The sequence below is a fragment of the Amycolatopsis sp. NPDC104863 genome (assembly GCF_055582965.1).
This window is the reverse complement of sequence record NZ_JBVJOW010000001.1, coordinates 570,500-590,983: the sequence shown is the minus strand read 5'-3', so window position 1 is coordinate 590,983 and position 20,484 is coordinate 570,500. Positions and strand designations below refer to the sequence as shown.

Below are 20,484 nucleotides of genomic sequence, written 5' to 3'. Positions count from 1 at the left end.
CATGGAACACACGGCGTCGCCGGGCTACGCCCACGGCCAGCTCGAACGCGCACTGCGCACCGCGGGTTCCGCGAAGGACAGTGCCACACGCCACCGTGCGCGGGCGAAGGCCGGCCGGTGGCGGGAAGTCCTGGCGGGAATGGCCGACGGCACGCTGCGGATCGGCTCGCGGACGCCGGTCGCGGACACCCCGGCGTGGGTGACGCTCGAGGTCGCGCACGGCGGGTTCGCCACCGGCCGGTTCCTCGCCGAAGTCCCGCTGCACCCCGACGAAGCCGCCCTGCCCGCCGACGGCCCGGGCACGACCGACCGCGAGCGGCTCAACCTCTGGTACCTCACCGACGCGGGGCTGGCCACGCTGCGCGCCGCGCTCGCCACCGAGGCCTACCGGGTCGAGGTCCCCGAGGACGCCGCGCTGCCGGTCGTCGTGTGGCTGCTGGACCACGGCCATGCCGAAGCCGCGCTCGACCTGGTCGCCGAGCTCCGGCCGTTGATGCACCGCCTGCGCCTGGCCCCGCTGCCCGGCGCCGCGCCGCGGCCCCCGGGTGCGCTCGTCCGCCTGACCACGGTCGGCGAAGTCCGGTCGTCCCTGCACGCGGCGGCCACCAAGCCCACGATCACGGCGATGCGCGAAACCCTGCGTGTCTGGCACCCGCTCTTCGACCGGCTGGTGGCGTTGTGGTGCGACACGGTCGACGGCGACCTGCCGCGGCTGACCGAGGCCGGTGCGGTCACCGGCGGCTGGCCGTGCCGCGCGTGGCCGGCCGACTGGGCCCAGCGCCGCGCGCAGTGGCTGGCGGACTACGCCACGGCGAGTGCGCGGCACACGGCGTCGTCGGCGCACACCCATCCGAAGAGCAACTTCGCCCGGCTGTACCGGGCGCTGCTGGCGTGCGAACACGACAGCGCGTCCCTGACCGGCCGGGACGTCGGCTGGATCCGGCGGGCCCTGGCGAACACCGTCACCAAGCACGGTGAGCCGGGGTCCGAGCCGCGCGCCGCGCTGCGGGCGATCCAGGCGGCGGTCGCCGCGCGGCCGACGTACGCCGATCTCGCGACTGCGCTGGCCGAGCGCCTGGACCGCTACCCGGCCGACGGCGGGCTCCCGGACCTCGGCAGCGTCGTCGAAGACGCGCCGCCGCACCTGGTCGCGAAGGTCAGCCGGGCGCTGGAGGCGCCGATCGAGGAGCTGATCGCCTCGGGCGTGATCACCTCGGGCGAGGTGCTCGCCACGGTCCTGCCGCAGATCACCGCGCAGCTGCTGGCGGCGAACTTCGAGGACAGCCGGCTCGCCGGGTTGTACGCGCAGACGTACGCGGCTTTCCGGCGTCGTCGCGGGCTGCTGCTGCTCGACCTCGAGCACCAGGTCGGCATCGAGGAGCTGCCGTGGGTGCGCGCGCTCGAACCGGTGCGGGTCCGCCGTCCGGACGCCGCCCGGGCGGCCCGGCACACGCTGGACCAGACGGTGCTGCTGGCGCTCGGGGCGTTTCCGCAGGCGATCCTGCCGAACACCCTGGTGCGTGAGCTGGGCGCGCTGGCCAAGCAGGCCGGGGTGCCGATGCCGCTGGTGGAGGAGGTCGCGGCCGACATCTTCATGGGCACGTTCACCGCGAAGTGGCGCACGGCGGCGGAAACCACGAGCCGGGCGCTGGCCGGCACGCTGTACGCGCGGTACTACGACCTGCCCGAAACGTGGGCGGCGGCGGCCCCGCGCCGTTTCCGCGCGTTCGCCCGGCGGACGGCCGACGACTTCGCCGACGTCTGCGTGGCCCGGGCGGCCGAGGCGCGCCCGAGGCCGGGGTTCGGTTCGGTCGCCGCCAACGGCACGGTGCTGGAGCAGAGCCAGATCCTCACCACGCAGAACCTCGCCGTCCTGGTGGAGACGCTGGGCCTGCGGGGGCGGGTCCGGGATTCGGCGCCGGAGCTGGCCGACGAGGTGTTCACGTGGGTGGTGCGCCGCCTGGCGATGCGGGTCGACCACCGGCACGCGGCCCTGCACGCGGTGAAGAACGCCGCCTACGCGTGGCGGCAGGCGCTCTTCTTCCTGAGCTTCTGCGCCGAGCCGGCCCAGCGGGCGGCGGTGGAGCGGCTGGCCGGGTCGGTGGACCGCGCGGGCCTGGCCGCCCGGTTCGGCCCGGCGGTGACCGGTCTGGCGCACGTCGTGGCGGGCGGCCGGTTCACCGCGGACGGCGAAGTCGAAGACGGCCCCGGCCGGCGGTTCCTCGGCTGGACGACGGGAACGCACTGGTTCCTGCCGGACCTCCGCGGCCGGTGAGGGTTAGCGGCGAAGCAGCTTCGCCGCTAACCCCGCGCCCTTCCGCCGCACCGGCAAGCGCCCCGCGACGGCGTCTTCGAGCAACGCCCCCACCGTCTCCCGGGCACACGACTTGTTCGCGCCGATGCCGCCCGACGGCCCGCGTTTGATCCAGCCCGCCACATACGTTCCCGGCATGCTCTCCACCCGGCCCGCCTGGTTCGGCACGGTCCCGGCGGCCTCGTCGAACGGCAGGCCCGGCACCGGCGCGCCGCGGAAACCGGCCGCCCGGACCACGCGGCTCGCCGTGATCTCGACCGCGCCTTCGGGTCCCGTCGCGCGGACACCGCGGACCTCGGTGTCGCCGGTGAACTCCACCGGCGTGGAGTGGAAGCGCAGCACGACCCGGCGACGGCCGTCCGGGGGCGACGCCGACCAGTCCACCGTCTCCCGGGACAAACCGCGCAACAGCGCCGCCTTGTCCTCCGGTGCGGCGGCGTCGATCGCCTGCCCGATCCGCGGGTCGTGGTTGTCCACCACCAGGTCGACGTCCGGCCGCGCGGCCAGCGCCAGCAGTTCCGACCGCGTGTACGCCGCCGTCTCGGGGCCGCGCCGGGCCAGCAGGACGACCTCGCGGACCTTGCCCGAGCGCAGCCGGGTCAGCGCGGCCGGCGCGATCGCCGTGCCCGCCAGCTCGCCCGGGTCCGCGGTGAGCACGCGGGCGACGTCGAGGGCGACGTTCCCGGTGCCGACCACCACGATCCGCTCGGCCGAGAGGTCGACGGCGTCCGGGTCGACGTCCGGGTGGCCGTTGTACCAGCCGACGACGTCTGCCGCCGGGAGGCTGCCGGGCAGGTCCTCCCCCGGCAGGCCGAGGCGCCGCGCGCCGGTGGCGCCGACCGCGTAGACCACCGCGTCGTGCCGCGCGGCCAGTTCGGCGGCCGTGACGTCGCGGCCGACCTCGGTGCCGAGCCGCAGCCGCAGGCGCGGGTGGTCGTGGAAGCGGGCGAAGGTCTCGCCGATCTTCTTCGTCGACGGGTGGTCGGGCGCGACGCCGTAGCGGATCAGGCCGCCGGCCACCGGCAGCCGGTCGACGAGGGTGACCCGGGCGTTGGTGTGCAGCAACAGGTCTTCGACGGTGTACATGCCCGCCGGGCCGGTGCCGACGACCGCGACGTCGAGGGGCGCGAAGTCGCTCGGGAGGACGCGGGTGAACGCCGGCGGCGCCCACCGGTGGAAGTTCGGGGCGACGGTGGCCTCGGCGAGGACGTCACGCCCCGCGTAGTACTCCGCGTTGATCTCCTCGTAGGCCTGCAGCGGCCCGGTCAGGTCACCGGCCGGGAAGACCGCGTCGACCGGGCAGGCGTCCGCGCAGGCGCCGCAGTCGATGCAGGTGTCCGGGTCGATGTAGAGCATTTCGGTCCGCCCGAAGTCCGGCTCGTCCGGGGTCGGGTGGATGCAGTTGACCGGGCAGACCGACACGCAGGTCGCGTCGGCGCAGCAGGTCTGGGTGATCGCGAAGGCCATGGCGTCAGATGAGGTTGGCGCGCTTGTAGAACCACAGCGACGGCTTGGTCAGCAGGCCGGCGGAGTGCAGGAACTCCATCAGCCCGGAGCAGCTCGAGCGCAGCATCGACTTGTGGTGCTCGTTCGCCTTCGCCTCGCGCCGCGCGCGCTTGCCGTCGAGTCCCGCGTTCTCGTACACCTTGTGGTTCACCATGCTGGTGACGATGAAGTACGACGCGACCGCGACGACGAAGCCGTTGATCTGGCGGCGCAGCCGGCCGGCGCCTTCGAGCCGTTCGCGGGTTTCCTCGCGGGCGAACTTCATGTGCCGGGACTCTTCGACGACGTGGATGTTGTTGATGGTGCGCACGAACGGCGCCACTCGCTCGTCGCGCATCCAGTCGCGCTGCATGACGTCGAGGACCTCTTCGGCGACGAGGATCGCGGCGTAGGCGGCCTCGCCGGTCGCGGTGGCCTTGAAGACGCGGCCGAGCTCGACGACGAACCGGCGCGGCCGGTAGGCGGGCGCGCGCAGTTTCGCCGCGCCGCGGGCGAACATGATCGAGTGCCGGCACTCGTCGGCGATCTCGGTGAGCGCCCACTGGAAGGCCGGGTCGGTCGGGTCCTTGGCGTAGAAGTCGCGCAGCACCATCTGCTGCAGGATCATTTCGAACCAGATCCCGGTGCTGGCCACCGACGCCGCCTCCTGGCGCGTCAGCTCGCGCTGCTGGCCGGGCGTCATGTCCGCCCAGTAGGAGGTGCCGTAGAGCGTGCTCCACTCGGGACTCGCGCCGTGGTGGTCGGTGTCGAGCGGCGTCTCCCAGTCGACCTCCTTGACGGGGTCGTACGAAAGCTGCTCCGACGAGTCGAGCAGGCGCCGGGCCATGGTCTCCCGGTCCGACACGGCGGTTTCGCGCTCGCTGGTGCTCGTCATGGCCGACCTCCTCGTCGAGTGTTACCGCAGTTCACTGTTACCAACCGTAACACATACTTCAACGGGTGCACACCCCGGCGCCGAGCACCCCTGCTTTTCGCTGTCGACGCGGGCGTGTCGCTCGCCAGGTCCGGAAAGTTCGGTGTACATTCGTTCACTCAATCCGTCGATCGGCAGGATCCGGTGCCTCCACGAAGCGACTCCGCGCTGCGCAGAAGCGTCCAGCGCCTGCTCACCGCCGCCCTGATCACCACCAACGTCATCGGCGCGCTGGTCGTCGTCGGGCTCGCGGCGCTGCTCATGCCGGCGCCGGGCATGTCCGGCGACCTGGTGCGCGTGACGGCGGTCGCGGTGCCGGTCTACGTCGTGTCCGCGGTGGTCGTCGGCACGCTCTGGGGCACCCGCGGGGCGCTGCGGACCCTGCGCTGGGCGGCCGAGGGCCGCCGCCCGGACGACGCCGAGCGCGCCGCGAGCCTCCGGGTGCCGCTGCGGCTCACCGTCGTGCAGGCCGTGCTGTGGGGCGTCGCGACGCTGGTGTTCGGCGGGCTGGCCGCGCTCGTCCAGCCTGCGGTCGTGCTCACCGAGTTCCTCGTGGTCGCCTTCGCCGCCGTCGTCGTCTGCGCGATCGCCTACCTCTTCGGCGAGCTCGCGCTGCGGCCGTACGCGGCGCTGGCCCTCGCGGACACGACGCCGCCGCGGCCGGTGCACGGCGGGGTCAACCTGCGGATGCTGCTGTTCTGGTGCCTCGGCACCGGGGTGCCGGTCGCGGGCCTGGTCGTCACCGCGGTGCTGGCGTGGGTGCGCGGCGACGTCTCCACGACGAAGCTCGCCGTGTCGGTCATCGTGCTCGGCCTGGTCGTGCTGTGCTTCGGCCTGCTCGTCACGGTGTTCACCGCCCGCGCGATCGTGAGCCCGATTTCGTCGGTGCGCGACGCGCTGGGCCGCGTCCGGGCGGGCGACTTCGGCGTCGAGATCCCCGTCTACGACAGCACCGAGCTCGGCCTGCTGCAGGCCGGCTTCAACAACATGGTGGCCGGGCTCGCCGAGCGGGAACGGATGCGCGACCTGTTCGGCCGGCACGTCGGGCACGAGGTCGCCGTCGAGGCCATGCGCTCGTCGGCGGAGCTCGGCGGCACGGTGCGCACGGTGTCGGTGCTGTTCGTCGACCTCGTCGGGTCGACGGCGCTGGCCGCGAGCCGCCCGCCCGAGGAGGTCGTCGGGCTGCTCAACCGGTTCTTCGCGGTGGTCGTCGACGAGGTCGACCGCCACCACGGGCTGGTCAACAAGTTCGTCGGCGACGCCGCGCTGGCCGTCTTCGGGGCGCCGGCCCCGCTCGGCGACCACGCGACGTGCGCGCTGGCCGCCGCCCGCGCGATCGCCCGCCGGCTGGCCGCCGAGGTGCCCGACGGCCCGGCCGGCATCGGCGTCGCGACCGGCGACGCGGTCGCGGGCAACGTCGGCGACCCGCGCCGTTTCGAGTACACGGTGATCGGCGACCCGGTCAACGAAGCCGCCCGGCTCACCGAGCTGGCGAAGAACGCGCCGGGCCGGCTGCTGGCCTCGTGGACGGCGGTTTCCTCGGCGGCGGAAGAAGAAACGGCCCGGTGGGTCGCGACCGAAGACGTCACACTGCGCGGCCGCAGCCGCCCCACGACCCTGGCCGCACCCCGCTAGCGCAGCGGGTCGACGTGCACCTTCGGCGCGGCGAACCGCTCGCCGCCGAGCACCGCGGCGACGCCGTCCAGCCCGACGGTCGCCCCGACCAGCGGCCGCGGGTCGATCGTGCCGGCGGCGTAGGCGGTGATCGTGTCGGCCAGCCCGGGTGACGCGGACAGCACGCCGACCGCCGTGACGTCCTTCATCACCAGGGCACGGGTGTCGATCGTGCTCGGCCGCGCGGACAGTCCGATGTAGACGATCCGGCCGGCCGGCTCCACCACCTCGACCGCGAGCGCGGGCAGCTCGGCCGCGCCCGAGGCGTCGACCACCGCGTCGAAGGGCAGGTCGGGGAGGGTCTCGCGGGTCCACGTCTCAGCGAAGCCGAGGCCGCGGGCGAACGCGAGCGGCTCCTGGCCCAGCAGGTGCACCTCGGCGCCGGCCGCTCGCAGGAACAGCGCGGTCAGCAGCCCGATCGTGCCGGGGCCGAGGACGAGCACGCGGTCACCCTCGCCGCCGTTCGTCGCCCGGGCGGCCCGCAGCGCGTTGCCACCCGGCTCGACGAGCGCGCCGAGCACGGCGTCGACCTCGTCGGGCAGCGCGTGCAGAGACCACGCGGGAACGGCGAGCCGTTCGGCCAGCGCCCCGGCCCGGCCGCCCCGGATCCCGACCTCCTGGCGGTTTTCGCAGGTGTGCTGGTGCCCGCGCCGGCAGCGGCGGCAGGTCCGGTCGCCGAGCATGGTGTCGCCCATGACGCGGCGGCCGAGCCACGCGGGGTCCACCCCGGCGCCGGCCGCGGACACCCGGCCCGCCCACTCGTGCCCCAGCCGCATCGGGAAGGCGGCGTGCCCCTCGCGCAGGTAGGCCATCTCGCCGGTGAAGAACTCGACGTCGGTGCCGCAGACGCCGGCGCGTTCGACGTCGACGACGACCTCGCCCGGCGCGGGCTCGGGCGAGGGCACCTCGAGGACCTCGCCCCGCCGGGGCCCGGTGAGCACGAAGGCACGCATGGAAGACATACCCGCATGCTCGCACCCCGGCGGTGCGGCCCGCACATCGTGGCGGCGGACGGTTATTTTCCCCATTCTTCGAAATGGCGCAAGAACAACGCCGGGTGCACTGAAAAGAAACTCCTTCCGACACGCCGGATATCGTGTAACGCGGTCCGGGCGAAACCGACTAACGCGATGTTTCCGCACCGTCGGAAAAGCCACCCGGGGAGGCACCGTGGACGTGCAGACCGAACGACCGTCCGAACAGCAGGAGGCCGTCGCCGGCCGCGCCGCGCGCCGCACCGGGCAGCGGCAGGCGAAGATCGCGCTGCTGCGGGAAAAGGGCGGGATCGCCCTCGCCGACGAGCCGAGCCGCGTGGCCACCCGGATCGACCGGCTCGGCCGGTACTACCCCGACGTGCGGCCGGTCAGCCCCGCGGCGATCGCCGCCGGCGACCCGGCCGCGATGACCGCCGCGGGCGCGATCCTCGAACGGATCATCCTCACCAACGACCTGCTCGGCGTCGGGTACCTCGAAGGCGGCGTCACGGCCTCGGCCGCCGTCGGCCGGGTGAACATCCGCGACGAACGCGGCCGGCTCGTCGGCTACGGCACGGGATCGCTCGTCTCACCGGACCTGCTGCTCACCAACCACCACGTGCTCCCCGACGCCGCGACCGCCGGGTTCAGCCTCATCGAGTTCGACTACCAGGACGGCGTCGACGGCCTGCCCCGGCCGGTGCGGGCGTTCGGCTTCGACCCGGACCGCTTCTTCGTCGCCGACGAAGACCTCGATTTTGCGCTCGTGGCGGTGAAGGCGACCGCCGACGAGCTGAGCCCCTTCGGGTTCAACCGGCTGATCGGGACCGAGGGCAAGGCGATCGTCGGCGACTTCGTCACGATCATCCAGCACCCCCAGGGCCTGAAGAAGCAGGTCGCCCTGCGGGAGAACCGGATCGTCGACGTCCTCGAGCAGTTCCTGCACTACGAAACCGACACCGAACCGGGCTCGTCGGGCTCGCCGGTGTTCAACGACCAGTGGGAGATCGTCGCGCTGCACCACGCCAGCGTCCGCGCCGACGGCCACGCCGAGTTCGGCAACTTCCTCAACGAGGGGATCCGGGTCAGCAGGCTGCTGGGATTCCTGCAGGGCAAGCAGTTCCCGCCCGCGCAGCAGGCCCTCGTCGACCGGCTCTCCACCCGCCCCGAACGCGCGAAGCCGGCCCGGCCGGTGGTGGAGGCGGCGGGCCCGCAGGTCCTCACCCTCACGATGCCGGTCGACATCCGGCTGCGCGCCGAGGCGCCCGCCGTCGCCGCGAGCCCGGAGACGGGCCGGATCGACCCGGACTACTCGAACCGCGAGGGGTACGACCCGGACTTCCTGCCCGGGCACACGGTTCCGCTGCCCGAGCTGTCCGACACGATGGTGCCGCTGGCGGCGACCAACCGGCAGGCCACAAGCGAGCCGCGGTACGTCCTGCCCTACCACCACTTCAGCCTCGTCATGAACAAGGAGCGGGGGCTGGCGTTCTTCACCGCGGTCAACATCGACGGCCGCCACAGCCGGGCGCTGCACCGTGAAGCCGACCACTGGTCACTCGACCCGCGTGTGGCCGTCACCGAGCAGATCGGCGAGGAGATCTACCGGGACAACCCGCTCGACCGCGGGCACCTGGTCCGCCGGCTCGACCCGGCGTGGGGCACGACCGAGGCGATCGCCCAGCTCGGCAACGACGACACGTTCCACTTCACGAACTGCTCACCGCAGCACAAGGACTTCAACCAGAACAAGACGACGTGGGCCGGGCTCGAGGACTACGTGCTGAAGAACGCCGACACCGCCGACCTCAAGGTCACGGTGGTCACCGGCCCGGTGCTGGCCGCGGACGACGACGCCTACCGCGGGGTCCGGCTCCCCCGGCAGTTCTGGAAGGTCGTCGTGATGGTGAAGTCCGACGGCACCCTGTCGGCGACGGCGTACCTGCTGAGCCAGGAGGAGCTGATCAAGGGCCTGGAGGCCGCGACCGAGTTCAGCTACGGCGCCTACCGCACCTACCAGGTGCCGGTCCGGCGGATCGCCGACCTCACCGGGCTGTCGTTCGGGGAGCTGCCCGCCGCCGACCCGCTGACCGGCCTGGAGTCGACGAACGAGGCCAAGGAGATCCGGGACCTGGCCGACCTGGTGCTCTGACCGGTCAGTCCGGCGTGCGGCCGGTGGCCCTGCCCGAACACGGCGAACGCGCACCCGGCCGAGCGTCGCCCGGGTCAGCTCGGCGCGCGGCCGGCGAGGATGTCGAAGGCGTGGCGGCGGTGCTCGGCGAACAGCTCGAGCGCCGCCTCCTTCTCCCGCGCCCGCAGTGCGTCGGCGAGCTGCCGGTGTTCGGCGGGGATGCCCGCCAGGTATCCCTCGGTGTCCACGCCGATGCGGGTCAGCAGGAACAGGTGCACCTGCGAGCGGATCGCCTCCCAGGCCTCGCGCAGGCGCCGGTGCCCGGCGGCGGCGTAGACCGCGTCGTGGAAACCCAGGTCGCAGCGGACCATCTCGTGCTCGTCGGCCGCGCGCTCCATGCGCCGCACGGCGTCGTCGATCGTGGCCAGCTCGTCGTCGGACGCGCGCTCGGCCACCAGCGCGACGGCGAGCTGTTCGAGCGCCGCCCGCAGGCTGTCCAGCTCGGCGACGTCCTCATCGGACAGTGCGGTCACCGTGGTGCCCCGGTGCCATTCGCCGCGCACCAGGCCTTCGCGCTCCAGCCGCAGCAGCGCCTCTCGCACCGGCCCGCGGCTGACTCCCAGCGCCGCCGCCAGCTCCACCTCGCGCAGCTGGCTGCCGGGCGGGTAGACCCCGTCGAAGACGGCGTCGCGGATGCGGTCGGCGACCTCGTCGGCGAGCCCCCGCCGGCGGGCGGGCGTGACCTGGGCCGATCTGCTCATGTCGGAATGTTAACATCAGGACATGAGCATCCCCCGCTTCCACCTGGCCGTGCCGGTCGACGACCTCGACGCCGCCCGCCGCTTCTACGGCGAAGTCCTCGGGCTCGAGCAGGGCCGCAGCGCCGAGCGCTGGGTCGACTGGAACCTGCACGGCCACCAGTTCGTCACGCACCTGGCGGCGAGCGCGCCCGAGCGGGCCCACAACCCGGTCGACGGCCACGACGTGCCGGTGCCGCACTTCGGCCTGCTGCTCACCGTCGAGGAGTTCCACACCCTCGCCGAGCGTCTGCGCGCCGCCGGGACGCGGTTCGTGATCGAGCCCTATCTGCGGTTCGAGGGACAGCCCGGCGAGCAGTGGACGATGTTCCTGCTCGACCCCGCCGGGAACGCCCTGGAGTTCAAGGCCTTCGCGGACGACTCACAGGTCTTCGCCGTCTGAACGGCTCGACGTGTCGGACGCGCGCAGCGAGCCCGGGTGCGCCTTCGCGGCCGGGTCGTTGCGAGTCTTGACGAGACTGGCGACCGTCACGACGGCCAGGACACCGATGATCACCGCGAGGCTCACCGGCGTCGCGATCTCCGGGACCCGCTCGTCGATGTCGACGTGCGCCCAGTGGAGGATCAGCTTCACGCCGATGAACGCGAGGATCACCGCGAGCCCGGCGGAGAGGTACACGAGCCGGTCGAGCAGGCCCTTCACCAGGAAGTACAGCGCCCGCAGGCCCAGCAGCGCGAACGCGTTCGCGGCGAACACGATGTAGGGCTCTTCGGTCACGCCGAACACGGCCGGGATCGAGTCGAGCGCGAACAGCAGGTCCACCCCGCCGATCGCGACCAGGACGACCACCAGCGGCGTGACCGCCCGGCGGCCCGCCACCGTGGTTGTCAGCCGGCCGCCGTCGTAGCTGTCGGAGACCGGCAGCAGCCGCCGCGCGGTGCGGACCACCAGGTTGGTCTCGATGTCGGGGTCGGCGTCACGGTGGCGGAACAGCTGCACGCCGGTGTAGATCAGCAGCAGACCGAACAGCAGGAACATGAACGAGAACAACGCCAGCAGCGTCGCGCCGAGCGCGATGAAGATCGCCCGCATGACCAGCGCCAGCACGATGCCGAAGGTGAGCACCTTGTGCTGGTGCTCCTCGGGGACGGCGAACGTCGTCATGATGATCACGAACACGAACAGGTTGTCGACCGACAGGCTCTTCTCCACGATGTAGCCGGCGAAGTACTCGGCGCCGAACTCACCGCCGTGGGCCAGCGTCAGCCAGACCCCGAAGGCGACGGCGACGAGGATGTACCCCACCGACCACGCGACCGCCTCCCCGAACCCGACCCGGTGCGGCCGGAGCGCGGCGACCACGAGGTCGATCGCGAGCAGCGCCAGGATCACGCCGATGGTGAGAACCCAGGTGCCGACGCCGATGCCCATCCGCTCCCCTACTTCGGTCGTTTGTCCCGATTGTACGGAAGGTCCGGATCACTCGCCCGTGCCGTCCACTGTGGACCGCCGCGGTGACGGTGGGTGCGGCCCGGTCACGGACCGTACAGTCGCTTGCCCCCGGCCGCCACTCCGGACGTTGCGCCGAGGTTGCCCCACCCCCGTACCTGCGGGTTACCGTGGTGGACGGCCCTGGAGGTGGCGGTGGACGAAGGAGTCTGCGCGGTCCGGCCCGGCACCGACGTCGCCGGGCACGCCCGGCTGCTGGCCGGCATCCACGACGCCGTCCTCGCCGGACGGCCGCCCGAGACCGCCCCGCGGCGGCTCGTCGCCCGCTCCTGGCGCCGCGTCGCCGCGCAGGGTGTCGACCCCGACCGACCGCCCGCACCCGACCCGGTCGACGCCGCCGAGGTCGAACGGCGGCGGACCCGCAGCCGGCTGCGCGAAGTCCTGCCGGAGCTGCGAGGCGCGCTGACGTCGGTCGCCGAGGACGCGCACCACCTGATGGTCGTCACCGACGCCGACGGTGTTGTGCTGTGGCGCGAAGGGGCGCGCCGGGTGCGGCATCGGGCCGACTCGCTCGGCTTCACCGAAGGCGCCACCTGGTCCGAGCCCGCGATCGGCAGCAACGCGATCGGCACCGCGCTCGCCGAGGCGGCGCCCGTGCAGATGTTCGCGGCCGAGCACTTCGTGCGCTCGCACCACACCTGGGCCTGCACCGCCTACCCCGTGCACGACCCGCGCACCGGCGAGCTGCTCGGGATCGTCGACGTCAGCGGGCCGGCCGAGACGGTCCACCCGATGACCGTCGCGCTGGTCGGGACGTCGGTGCGGCTCGCCGAGGCCGTCCTGCGGCAGCGTCACGAAATGCGGCTGGAAGGTCTCCGGCAGCTGTCCGGGCACGTGCTCGGGGGCGGGCCCGGGCTCGTCGTCGACGACCACGGCTGGGTCGCGGCGCAGAGCGGGGCTCCCGGGATCGACCGGGTCGCCGTTCCCCGCCAGGGTGTGCCGGTCGCGGTCCGCGGCGTCGGGGCGTGCGAGCCCGAGCCGGTGCCCGGCGGCTGGCTGCTGCGGCCGAGCCGCGGCGAAGCCCTGCGGCTGACGCTCGAGCTCGATCCGCCGCGCGCGATCGTGGAGGGCTCGGTGCGGTGGACGCACCCGCTCGGCCGGCGCCAGGCGGACCTGCTGCGGCTGATCGCGACCGCCGGACCGGCCGGGGTGTCGGCCGCGCAGCTGTCCGAGACGCTCTACGGCGACCGCACGCACCTGGTGACCGTGCGCGCCGAGCTGTCCCGGCTGCGGAAGGTCGTCGGCGGCCTGCTGCTCGCGCGGCCGTACCGGATCGCCGCCGGGGTCGACGTCGTCCTGATGCAACCCTAGGGCAACCCTTTCCCCGGGCCCGGCCGGCGGTGTTGGCTGCGCAGAGCGCGCCGCCGACGAAGACGGTGCCCGAGACGGGGAGGTCCGCTCATGACCCAGACCCTCGAACCGGCCGCGGCGATCGGCGCCCGGCAGCGCGTCGAAGGCTGGCTCGCCGACTTCGAGGCCGCGCTCGCGGCCCGTGACGCCGACCGGGCCGCCGCCCTCTTCGCCACGACGTCGTTCTGGCGCGACCTCGTCGCGTTCACCTGGAACCTCAAGACCGTCGAGAACCGCGACGGCGTGAAGGACCTCCTCCTCGCCACGATGGACACCGCCGACGCGACCGGCTTCCACCCCACCGAGGAGCCCACCGAGAACGACGGGGTGGTCGAATCCTGGATCGGCTTCGAGACGGCCGCCGGGCGCGGGCGCGGCCACCTGCGCCTCACCGACGAAGGCGCGTTCACCTTCCTCACGACGTTGCACGAGCTCAAGGGCCACGAGGAGCCGCTCGGCACGACCCGGCCGAAGGGCGCCGAGCACGGCATCCACCGCGACCGCGTCACCTGGGCGGAGGCGCGGCGAGCGGAGGCCGAGGAGCTGGGGACGACCACCCAGCCCTACGTCGTGGTCATCGGCGGCGGGCAGGGCGGGATCGCGCTGGGCGCCCGGCTGCGCCAGCTCGGCGTGCCGCACGTCGTCGTCGACCGGCACGCCCGCCCCGGCGACCAGTGGCGCGGGCGGTACAAGTCGCTGTGCCTGCATGACCCGGTCTGGTACGACCACCTGCCCTACCTCGACTTCCCGCGCACCTGGCCGGTGTTCGCGCCGAAGGACAAGATCGCCGACTGGCTGGAGATGTACACGAAGGTCATGGAGGTGAACTACTGGTCGTCGACGACCTGCAAGAACGCCTCCTACGACGAAGAAGCGAAGGAATGGACGGTCGTCCTCGACCGCGACGGCGAAGAAGTCGTCCTCAAGCCGAAGCAGCTGGTCTTGGCGACCGGCATGTCGGGCAAGGCGAACGTTCCCGTGCTGCCCGGTCAGGACCGCTTCCGCGGCGACCAGCACCACAGCTCCCAGCACCCGGGGCCGGACGCCTACCGCGGCAAGAAAGCCGTCATCGTCGGGTCCAACAACTCGGCGTTCGACATCTGCGGCGCGCTGTGGGAAGCCGGCGCCGACGTCACCATGGTCCAGCGCAGCTCGACGCACATCGTGCGGTCGGACTCGCTGATGGACCTCGGGCTCGGCGACCTCTATTCGGAGCGCGCGCTCGCCGCGGGCATGACGACGCAGAAGGCCGACCTGACCTTCGCCTCGCTCCCCTACCGGATCATACACACGTTCCAGCAGCCGGTGTACGCCGCGATCAAGGACCGCGACCAGGAGTTCTACGACCGCCTCGAAGCGGCGGGCTTCCGCCACGACTGGGGTGACGACGACTCCGGCCTGTTCATGAAGTACCTGCGCCGCGGCTCCGGCTACTACATCGACGTCGGCGCGGCCGACCTGGTGGCCAACGGCGACGTGAAGCTGGCGCACGGCCAGGTCGTCGAGCTGACCGAGACGTCCGTGGTCCTCGAAGACGGCACGGAACTGGAGGCGGACCTGGTCGTCTACGCGACGGGCTACGGCTCGATGAACGGCTGGGCGGCCGACCTGATCAGCCAGGAGGTCGCCGACAAGGTCGGCAAAGTGTGGGGCCTGGGCTCGGACACGACGAAGGACCCGGGCCCGTGGGAGGGCGAGCAGCGCAACATGTGGAAGCCCACCCAGCAGGAAGGACTGTGGTTCCACGGCGGGAACCTGCACCAGTCCCGGCATTACTCGCTGTACCTGGCGCTGCAGTTGAAGGCGCGGGCGGAGGGTCTGCCGACGCCGGTCTACGGGCTGCAGGAGGTGCACCACCTGGCCTAGAACGACAGCGCGCTCACGGGGTCGCCGAACAGCAACGCGGTCCCGTGGGCGCGCTTGAAGTACAGGTGGGCGTCGTGCTCCCAGGTGATCGCGATGCCGCCGTGCAGCTGGATCATCTCCGCCGTCGCGTGCGAAAACGCTTCGCTGCACACGACTTTCGCCGTCGTCACGGCTTCCGCGTCCCCGTCCACCAAGGCCGCATACAGCGCCGAGCGGGCCGCCTCGATGTGGACGTGCACGTCCGCCATCCGGTGCTTCAGTGCCTGGAACGACCCGATCGGACGGCCGAACTGGCGGCGTTGCTTCGTGTACTCCACCGTCAGTTCCAGCGCGCGGGCGGCCGCGCCGACCTGCTCGGCCGCCACGGCGATCGTGGCCGTGTCCAGCAGCTTCCGCAAAGGGAAGCCGTTGGTGTCCAGGCGCCGGGCCGGTGTTTTCTCGAAGTCCACCACCGCCAGGCGCCGGGTCGGGTCCAGCGTGGTGACGCGCTCCCGGCGGACGTCCTCGAGCGGCACCTCGAACAGGCCGATCCCGTCCGGGGTGCGGGCCAACGCAAAGAGCGTGTCCGCGATGTCGCCGTCCAGGACGTAGTGGGCGCGGCCGTCGAGTCCGGTGTCCGACGCGGTCAGGCCCGGCGACCAGACTTCGTCCGACCAGGCCAGTGCGGCGAGGGTCGTGCCCGCGGCGATGCCCGGCAGCAGGCGCTCGCAAGCTTCGTCGTTTCCCGTGCGCAGCAACGCTTCGCCGCACAGCACCGCGGAGCCCAACATCGGGGCGGGGGTGAGCGTGCGGCCGAGTTCTTGCAGGACAACACACGCTTCGGCCAGGCCGGCGCCCGCGCCGCCGTAGTGTTCGGGGATCGTGAGCGCGGCGACGCCGATCTGCTCGCACAGCGTCGACCAGAGCTTGTCGTCGTACCCGAGTGGTGAGTCCATGGCGGCCCGGACCGCCTCCGGGCCCGACCGGCGGGTCAGCAGCGACCGCACCGCGTCCCGCAGGGCCTGGGCTTCCTCGGTCTCCAGCGGATCGGTCATCGCAGCTCCGCCAGGACTCGCGCCCGGTGGAACGCCCCGGTTCCCCAGGCGCCGACCAAGGCCCGCACCTTCGTCAGCCGGAGGCCCAGGTCGTGTTCGGCGGTGTAGCCGATGGCGCCGTGCACCTGCAACGCCGTGCGCGCGGCGAGGTACGCGGCGTCGCCCGCCATCACCTTCGCCGCCGAGACGTCACGGGCGAACGTGTCGCCGGCGACGGCCGCGCCGTACAGCAGCGGCCGGGCGAGTTCGAGCTGCGTCACGACGTCGGCGAGCAGGTGCTTGACCGCCTGGTACTCGCCGATCGCGCGGCCGTACTGGCTGCGTTGCTTGGCGTAGGCGACCGAGGCGTCGAGCAGCCACTGACCCGCCCCGAGCAGCTGCGCGGCCACGGCCAGGACACCCCGGTCGAACGCGACCGGATCCGCCGCGGTGGGCCGGGTGGTCCCGGTGATCCGGAACAGCCGCCGGGCCGGGTCGACCGACCGGACGAGCTCGGTCCCGACACCGGACACCTCGCCCTCGTTGAGGTCGAGGACCACCCCGGCGACGTCGGCGTCCAGGGCGAGCGGCACCTCCGGCGGCGCGACGACCGTGGCCAGCAGGTCACCCTCGGCGAGTGCGGTGAGCCGGTCCCCGGTCAGCACGGAAGGCGCGACGGCCGCCGTTTCGACCAGCGGGCCGGGCACGGCGTGGTACCCGAGCGCTTCGAACGCGACCACCAGGTCGACCGGGGTGCCGCCGAGCCCGCCGTGGTCTTCGCCGACGAGCAGCGCGGGCACCCCGAGGTCGGCCAGTCCGCGCAGGAGCTTCAGGCCGCGGTCGTGGTCCCCGGCGGCCCAGGCGCGGGTGGCGGCCGCGGTGTCGGCGTTGTCCAGGAAGTCGTGCAGGGACGCGGAGAACTGGCGCTGCTCCGGTGACAGCTGGAACCTCATCGGCGCGCCTCCCTCGGAAGTTTCAGCAGCCGTTCGGCGATCGTGTTGCGCTGGATCTGGTCGGTGCCGCCGTAGATCGGCCCGGCCAGGGAGAACAGGTAACCGTCGACCCAGTCCGCATTCGTCTCCGCGGCCGGGCCGAGCACGTCCAACGCCGTCTCGTGCAGCTCGACGTCCAGGTGCGACCAGAACAGCTTGTTCACACTGGACTCCGGGCCCAGCTCACCACCGTCGGCGAGGCGGCTCACCGTGCCGAACGTGTAGAGCCGGTACGCGCGGGCGCCGATCCAGGCGTCGGCGACACGGTCCTGTGTGGACGGTGGACACTCCTTCGCCCACCAGAGATCCACGAGCCGGTCGGCCGCGGCGAGGAACCGCCCCGGGCTGCGCAGTGATAGTCCACGCTCGTTGTTCGCCGTCGTCATCGCGACCCGCCAGCCCTGCCCCGGCTCGCCGATGACGTCCTCGTCCGGCACGAAGACGTCGTCGAGGAAGATCTCCGCGAACCCCGGCTCGCCGTCCAGCTGCGGGATCGGCCGGACGGTCACGCCGCCGGCACGCAGGTCGAGCATGAAGTACGTCAGGCCGTGGTGCCGCTGCGCTTCCGGGTCGGTCCGGAACAGCCCGAACGCGCGATCGGCGAAGGAGGCCCGTGAGCTCCAGGTCTTCGCGCCCGACAGCCGCCAGCCGCCGTCGGTCCGCACCGCCGTGCTCCGCAGGGCCGCGATGTCGCTGCCCGCCTCGGGTTCCGACCACGCCTGCGCCCAGACCTCGTCGCCGCGGGCCATCGCGGGCAGGATGCGGTCACGCTGCTCCTGCGTCCCGTGCGCGAACAGCGTCGGGCCGAGCATGAAGATCCCGTTCTGGCTCACCCGCCCCGGCGCCCGCGCGGCGTAGTACTCCTCTTCGAACAGCAGCCACTGCAGCATCGACGCGTCCCGGCCGTGGTACTCCCGCGGCCACGCCACGACCGACCACCGCGCGTCGGCCAGCTCGGCCTCCCACTCCCGGTGCGCCGCGAAACCCTCGGCCGTGTCCATCGACGGCAACTCCCGGACGTGCTCGGAAAGCCACGAACGCGCTTCGGCCCGGAAGGCCTCGGAGGCCTCGTCGATGTCGAGGTCCATCAGGTCCCCTTGTTCGCGTCGCGCATCGACCGCGCCGACTGCCCGCCGAGGGAGTCTTCCGACGTCTCCGCGTTGTGGGCGTGCGCCAGGTGGTGCAGCCCGAACACGGAGTCCATTCCGGACCGCATGCCCATCAGGTCTTCGGCCTGGTTGACGGCTTTCTTCGCCAGCGCGAGACCGAACTGCGGCATCCCGCCGATCTTCTCCGCCAGCTCCAGCGTGTGCTGCTCCAGCTCGGCGCGCGGGACGATCCGGTTGATCATCCCCCATTCCTTGGCCTGCTGGACGGTGAAGCGCTCGCCGGTGAACAGCACCTCCTTCGCCGCCCGCGGGCCGAGCACCCACGGGTGCGCGAAGTACTCGACACCGGGAATCCCCATGCGCACCACCGGATCGGCGAAGAACGCGTCGTCGGAAGCGACGATGAGGTCGCAGACCCAGGCGAGCATCAGCCCGCCCGCGATGCACGCGCCCTGCACACTCGCGATCATCGGCTTCGGGAGCTCCCGCCAGCGGCGGCACATGCCGAGGTAGACCTCGGACTCGCGGGCGAACCGCTGGTCACCGCCGGCCCGGTCGGTGTGGTCCCACCACAGCACCGCGCGCCGGTCGAACGGCTGGTCCACGTCGCGGCCCGGGGTGCCGATGTCGTGCCCGGCGGAGAAGTGCTTGCCCTCCCCCGCCAGCACGATCACCTTGACCTCGGCGTCGTTCACCGCACGGGTGAAGGCGTCGTCGAGGGCGTACGTCATCGCCGAGTTCTGCGCGTTGCGGTACTCGGGCCGGTTCATGGTGACCACCGCGACCGGCCCGCGGCGCTCGTAGCGGACGACGTCCTCGCTCATTTCGTCTCCTCACTGAGCAGCCGCTTCAGCACCTTGCCGGAAGCGTTTCGGGGCAGCTCGTCCAGGAACTCGACGAACCGCGGGGTCTTGTAGTTGGCGAGCCGCTCGCGGCAGAACGCGATGACGTCGGCCGAAGTCAGGTCGTCGCCGACGACGAACGCCTTGCCGACTTCGCCGAGCCGCTCGTCCGGCACGCCGATCACGGCGACGTCGCGCACGCCGCCGAGCTCGGTCAGCGTGTGTTCGACTTCGGCCGGGTAGACGTTGAAGCCGCCGCAGATGTACATGTCCTTGAGCCGGCCGGTGATCGTGAGGTACCCGTCGGCGTCGAGCTCGCCGACGTCGCCGGTGTGCAGCCAGCCGTCTTCGTCGACGGCCTTCGCGGTGGCCTCGGCGTCGTCGAGGTACCCGAGCATCACGTTCGGCCCCCGCAGGACGACCTCGCCGGGCGAGCCGTGGATCTCGACCTCGAACCCGGCGGTCGCCCGGCCGGACGTCCTCGCGACCAGCTCGGCGTCGTCTCCCGGCCGGCACATCGTGACCACGACGGCTTCGGTGAGCCCGTACGCCGTCAGGACGATCTCGAAGCCCAGCTCCGCGCGCATGCGCCGGACGAGCGACGCGGGCACGGTCGCCGCGCCGGTGACCGCGAGCCGCAGCGACGAGACGTCCCGGTGAGGCTCGCGCAGCAGCGACTGGAAGATCGTCGGCGCGCCTGGGAGCACCGAGATGCGCTCGCGTTTGATGACGTCGAGCGCCGCACGGACGTCGAAGACCGCCTGCGGGACGATCGTCGCGCCGGTGAGCAGGCCGACCACGATCCCGGCCTTGTAGCCGAAGCTGTGGAAGAACGGGTTGATCACCAGGTAGCGGTCGTCGGCGGTGACCTGGCCGCAGTCCGCCCAGGCCGCGGCGACGTCGACCACCTGGCGGTGCGCCGACAGCACACCCTTCGAGCGGCCGGTCGTGCCCGAGGTGAAGAGGATGTCGCTGACGTCCTCGGGCCGGACGGCGTCGGCGCGGGCCTCGGCGTCGGCCAGGGGCACGCGGTCGGCTTCGGCGAGGAACTCGTCCCAGCCCAAGGTGCCTGCGACCGCGCGGTGAGGTTGTTCGAGCGGCACGCGGACCACGGTGTCCGGCAGGTCCGCGCCGGTCGCGACGATCGCGGCGTGGCGGTCGGCGCCGAGGAAGTCGGCCGCCACGACCAGGGCCTTCGCCCGGCTCCGGACCAGCAGGTCCACGGTCTCGGCGGCGGTGAACCGGGTGTTGACCGGGATCAGCGTCGCGCCCGCGTAGAGCGCGCCCAAAGCCGTCAGGACCCAGTGGTGGGTGTTCGGGAGGGTGATGGCGACGCGGTCGCCGGGCTGGACACCGCGTGCGACGAACGCCCGCGCGACCGACTGAACACGTTCCAGAAGGTCGTCGAAACCGAGGCGAAGGGAGCCGTCGACGAGCGCCTCGGCGGAGCCGAACTTCGCTGCGGCATCGCGGACGACGGCCGGGATCGTGGTCTGTCCCACCACACCCTCCTCTGGACCGACAAACTAGAA

Annotated in this window: 16 protein-coding genes; 6 read left to right on the top strand and 10 right to left on the bottom strand. The window is 72.5% G+C overall.

The features are described 5' to 3' along the window. The first annotated feature begins 1 nt into the window (after position 1). Positions 2–2,275: a hypothetical protein gene (locus tag ACZ63J_RS02765; protein ID WP_465404766.1), complete on the top strand. Its 2,274-nt coding sequence runs from the start codon at positions 2–4 to the stop codon at positions 2,273–2,275. Positions 2,276–2,278: 3 nt separating this feature from the next. On the opposite strand, the gene ACZ63J_RS02760 is transcribed toward ACZ63J_RS02765, so the two are convergent. After that, positions 2,279–3,781: an FAD-dependent oxidoreductase gene (locus ACZ63J_RS02760; RefSeq protein WP_465404764.1), complete on the bottom strand. Its 1,503-nt coding sequence runs from the start codon at positions 3,779–3,781 to the stop codon at positions 2,279–2,281. A 4-nt stretch (positions 3,782–3,785) separates the two neighbouring features. Further along, positions 3,786–4,694, bottom strand: a complete 909-nt coding sequence (locus tag ACZ63J_RS02755; protein ID WP_465312254.1) for an AurF N-oxygenase family protein — start codon at positions 4,692–4,694, stop codon at positions 3,786–3,788. 183 nt (positions 4,695–4,877) lie between these two features. Here ACZ63J_RS02755 and ACZ63J_RS02750 point away from each other — a divergent pair, with 183 nt between their 5' ends. Next, positions 4,878–6,368 carry an adenylate/guanylate cyclase domain-containing protein gene (locus ACZ63J_RS02750; RefSeq protein WP_465404762.1) on the top strand — a complete coding sequence of 497 codons (1,491 nt, stop codon included), beginning with the start codon at positions 4,878–4,880 and terminating at the stop codon, positions 6,366–6,368. On the opposite strand, the gene ACZ63J_RS02745 is transcribed toward ACZ63J_RS02750, so the two are convergent. Beyond that, complete coding sequence (locus ACZ63J_RS02745; protein WP_465404816.1) at positions 6,365–7,360, bottom strand: zinc-dependent alcohol dehydrogenase; 996 nt, start codon at positions 7,358–7,360, stop codon at positions 6,365–6,367. The two genes, ACZ63J_RS02750 and ACZ63J_RS02745, sit on opposite strands and share 4 nt — an antisense overlap. A gap of 217 nt (positions 7,361–7,577) precedes the next feature. Here ACZ63J_RS02745 and ACZ63J_RS02740 point away from each other — a divergent pair, with 217 nt between their 5' ends. Then, positions 7,578–9,533, top strand: a complete 1,956-nt coding sequence (locus ACZ63J_RS02740) for a DNA/RNA non-specific endonuclease (protein ID WP_465404760.1) — start codon at positions 7,578–7,580, stop codon at positions 9,531–9,533. A 74-nt stretch (positions 9,534–9,607) separates the two neighbouring features. Here ACZ63J_RS02740 and ACZ63J_RS02735 read toward each other — a convergent pair whose 3' ends face one another. Then, positions 9,608–10,273: a GntR family transcriptional regulator gene (locus ACZ63J_RS02735; protein WP_465404758.1), complete on the bottom strand. Its 666-nt coding sequence runs from the start codon at positions 10,271–10,273 to the stop codon at positions 9,608–9,610. 22 nt (positions 10,274–10,295) lie between these two features. Between ACZ63J_RS02735 and ACZ63J_RS02730 the strand changes: the two genes are divergently transcribed. Then, entirely contained in the window at positions 10,296–10,712 is a 417-nt protein-coding gene (locus tag ACZ63J_RS02730; protein ID WP_465312258.1) for a VOC family protein, read from the top strand. Here the strand turns inward: ACZ63J_RS02730 and ACZ63J_RS02725 are convergent. After that, positions 10,692–11,702: a TerC family protein gene (locus tag ACZ63J_RS02725; RefSeq protein ID WP_465404756.1), complete on the bottom strand. Its 1,011-nt coding sequence runs from the start codon at positions 11,700–11,702 to the stop codon at positions 10,692–10,694. The genes ACZ63J_RS02730 and ACZ63J_RS02725 overlap by 21 nt on opposite strands. Before the next feature lie 213 nt (positions 11,703–11,915). On the opposite strand from ACZ63J_RS02725, the gene ACZ63J_RS02720 reads away from it, so the two are divergent. Together ACZ63J_RS02720 and ACZ63J_RS02715 are read left to right on the top strand one after the other, a co-directional pair. Next, entirely contained in the window at positions 11,916–13,091 is a 1,176-nt protein-coding gene (locus ACZ63J_RS02720; protein WP_465404754.1) for a GAF domain-containing protein, read from the top strand. Between the two features lie 90 nt (positions 13,092–13,181). Next, the gene (locus ACZ63J_RS02715; RefSeq protein WP_465404752.1) at positions 13,182–14,996 is read left to right on the top strand and encodes a flavin-containing monooxygenase; all 1,815 of its coding nucleotides are present in this window, start codon (positions 13,182–13,184) and stop codon (positions 14,994–14,996) included. Here ACZ63J_RS02715 and ACZ63J_RS02710 read toward each other — a convergent pair. Genes ACZ63J_RS02710 through ACZ63J_RS02690 form a run of 5 tightly spaced genes read right to left on the bottom strand, consistent with a single transcriptional unit; the run spans position 14,993 to position 20,454 of the window. After that, positions 14,993–16,030, bottom strand: coding sequence for an acyl-CoA dehydrogenase family protein (locus ACZ63J_RS02710; protein ID WP_465404750.1), 1,038 nt, complete (start codon positions 16,028–16,030; stop codon positions 14,993–14,995). The genes ACZ63J_RS02715 and ACZ63J_RS02710 overlap by 4 nt on opposite strands. Beyond that, on the bottom strand, positions 16,027–16,962 hold the full coding sequence (locus tag ACZ63J_RS02705) for an acyl-CoA dehydrogenase family protein (RefSeq protein WP_465339350.1): 936 nt from the start codon (positions 16,960–16,962) through the stop codon (positions 16,027–16,029). The genes ACZ63J_RS02710 and ACZ63J_RS02705 overlap by 4 nt, the downstream gene beginning before the upstream one ends. Further along, entirely contained in the window at positions 16,959–18,089 is a 1,131-nt protein-coding gene (locus ACZ63J_RS02700; protein WP_465404748.1) for an acyl-CoA dehydrogenase family protein, read from the bottom strand. The genes ACZ63J_RS02705 and ACZ63J_RS02700 overlap by 4 nt, the downstream gene beginning before the upstream one ends. Beyond that, the gene (locus ACZ63J_RS02695) at positions 18,089–18,934 is read right to left on the bottom strand and encodes an enoyl-CoA hydratase (RefSeq protein WP_465404746.1); all 846 of its coding nucleotides are present in this window, start codon (positions 18,932–18,934) and stop codon (positions 18,089–18,091) included. The genes ACZ63J_RS02700 and ACZ63J_RS02695 overlap by 1 nt, the downstream gene beginning before the upstream one ends. Further along, positions 18,931–20,454: a FadD3 family acyl-CoA ligase gene (locus ACZ63J_RS02690; protein ID WP_465404744.1), complete on the bottom strand. Its 1,524-nt coding sequence runs from the start codon at positions 20,452–20,454 to the stop codon at positions 18,931–18,933. The genes ACZ63J_RS02695 and ACZ63J_RS02690 overlap by 4 nt, the downstream gene beginning before the upstream one ends. Positions 20,455–20,484 lie beyond the last annotated feature (30 nt).

What these genes read in the sequence shown, in the direction of transcription:
- ACZ63J_RS02765 (WP_465404766.1), top strand. Translation starts at nt 2, where the DNA reads ATGGAACACACGGCGTCGCCGGGCTACGCCCACGGCCAGCTCGAACGC.
- ACZ63J_RS02760 (WP_465404764.1), bottom strand. Translation starts at nt 3,781, where the DNA reads ATGGCCTTCGCGATCACCCAGACCTGCTGCGCCGACGCGACCTGCGTG.
- ACZ63J_RS02755 (WP_465312254.1), bottom strand. Translation starts at nt 4,694, where the DNA reads ATGACGAGCACCAGCGAGCGCGAAACCGCCGTGTCGGACCGGGAGACC.
- ACZ63J_RS02745 (WP_465404816.1), bottom strand. Translation starts at nt 7,360, where the DNA reads ATGCGTGCCTTCGTGCTCACCGGGCCCCGGCGGGGCGAGGTCCTCGAG.
- ACZ63J_RS02735 (WP_465404758.1), bottom strand. Translation starts at nt 10,273, where the DNA reads ATGAGCAGATCGGCCCAGGTCACGCCCGCCCGCCGGCGGGGGCTCGCC.
- ACZ63J_RS02730 (WP_465312258.1), top strand. Translation starts at nt 10,296, where the DNA reads ATGAGCATCCCCCGCTTCCACCTGGCCGTGCCGGTCGACGACCTCGAC.
- ACZ63J_RS02725 (WP_465404756.1), bottom strand. Translation starts at nt 11,702, where the DNA reads ATGGGCATCGGCGTCGGCACCTGGGTTCTCACCATCGGCGTGATCCTG.
- ACZ63J_RS02715 (WP_465404752.1), top strand. Translation starts at nt 13,182, where the DNA reads ATGACCCAGACCCTCGAACCGGCCGCGGCGATCGGCGCCCGGCAGCGC.
- ACZ63J_RS02710 (WP_465404750.1), bottom strand. Translation starts at nt 16,030, where the DNA reads ATGACCGATCCGCTGGAGACCGAGGAAGCCCAGGCCCTGCGGGACGCG.
- ACZ63J_RS02705 (WP_465339350.1), bottom strand. Translation starts at nt 16,962, where the DNA reads ATGAGGTTCCAGCTGTCACCGGAGCAGCGCCAGTTCTCCGCGTCCCTG.
- ACZ63J_RS02700 (WP_465404748.1), bottom strand. Translation starts at nt 18,089, where the DNA reads ATGGACCTCGACATCGACGAGGCCTCCGAGGCCTTCCGGGCCGAAGCG.
- ACZ63J_RS02695 (WP_465404746.1), bottom strand. Translation starts at nt 18,934, where the DNA reads ATGAGCGAGGACGTCGTCCGCTACGAGCGCCGCGGGCCGGTCGCGGTG.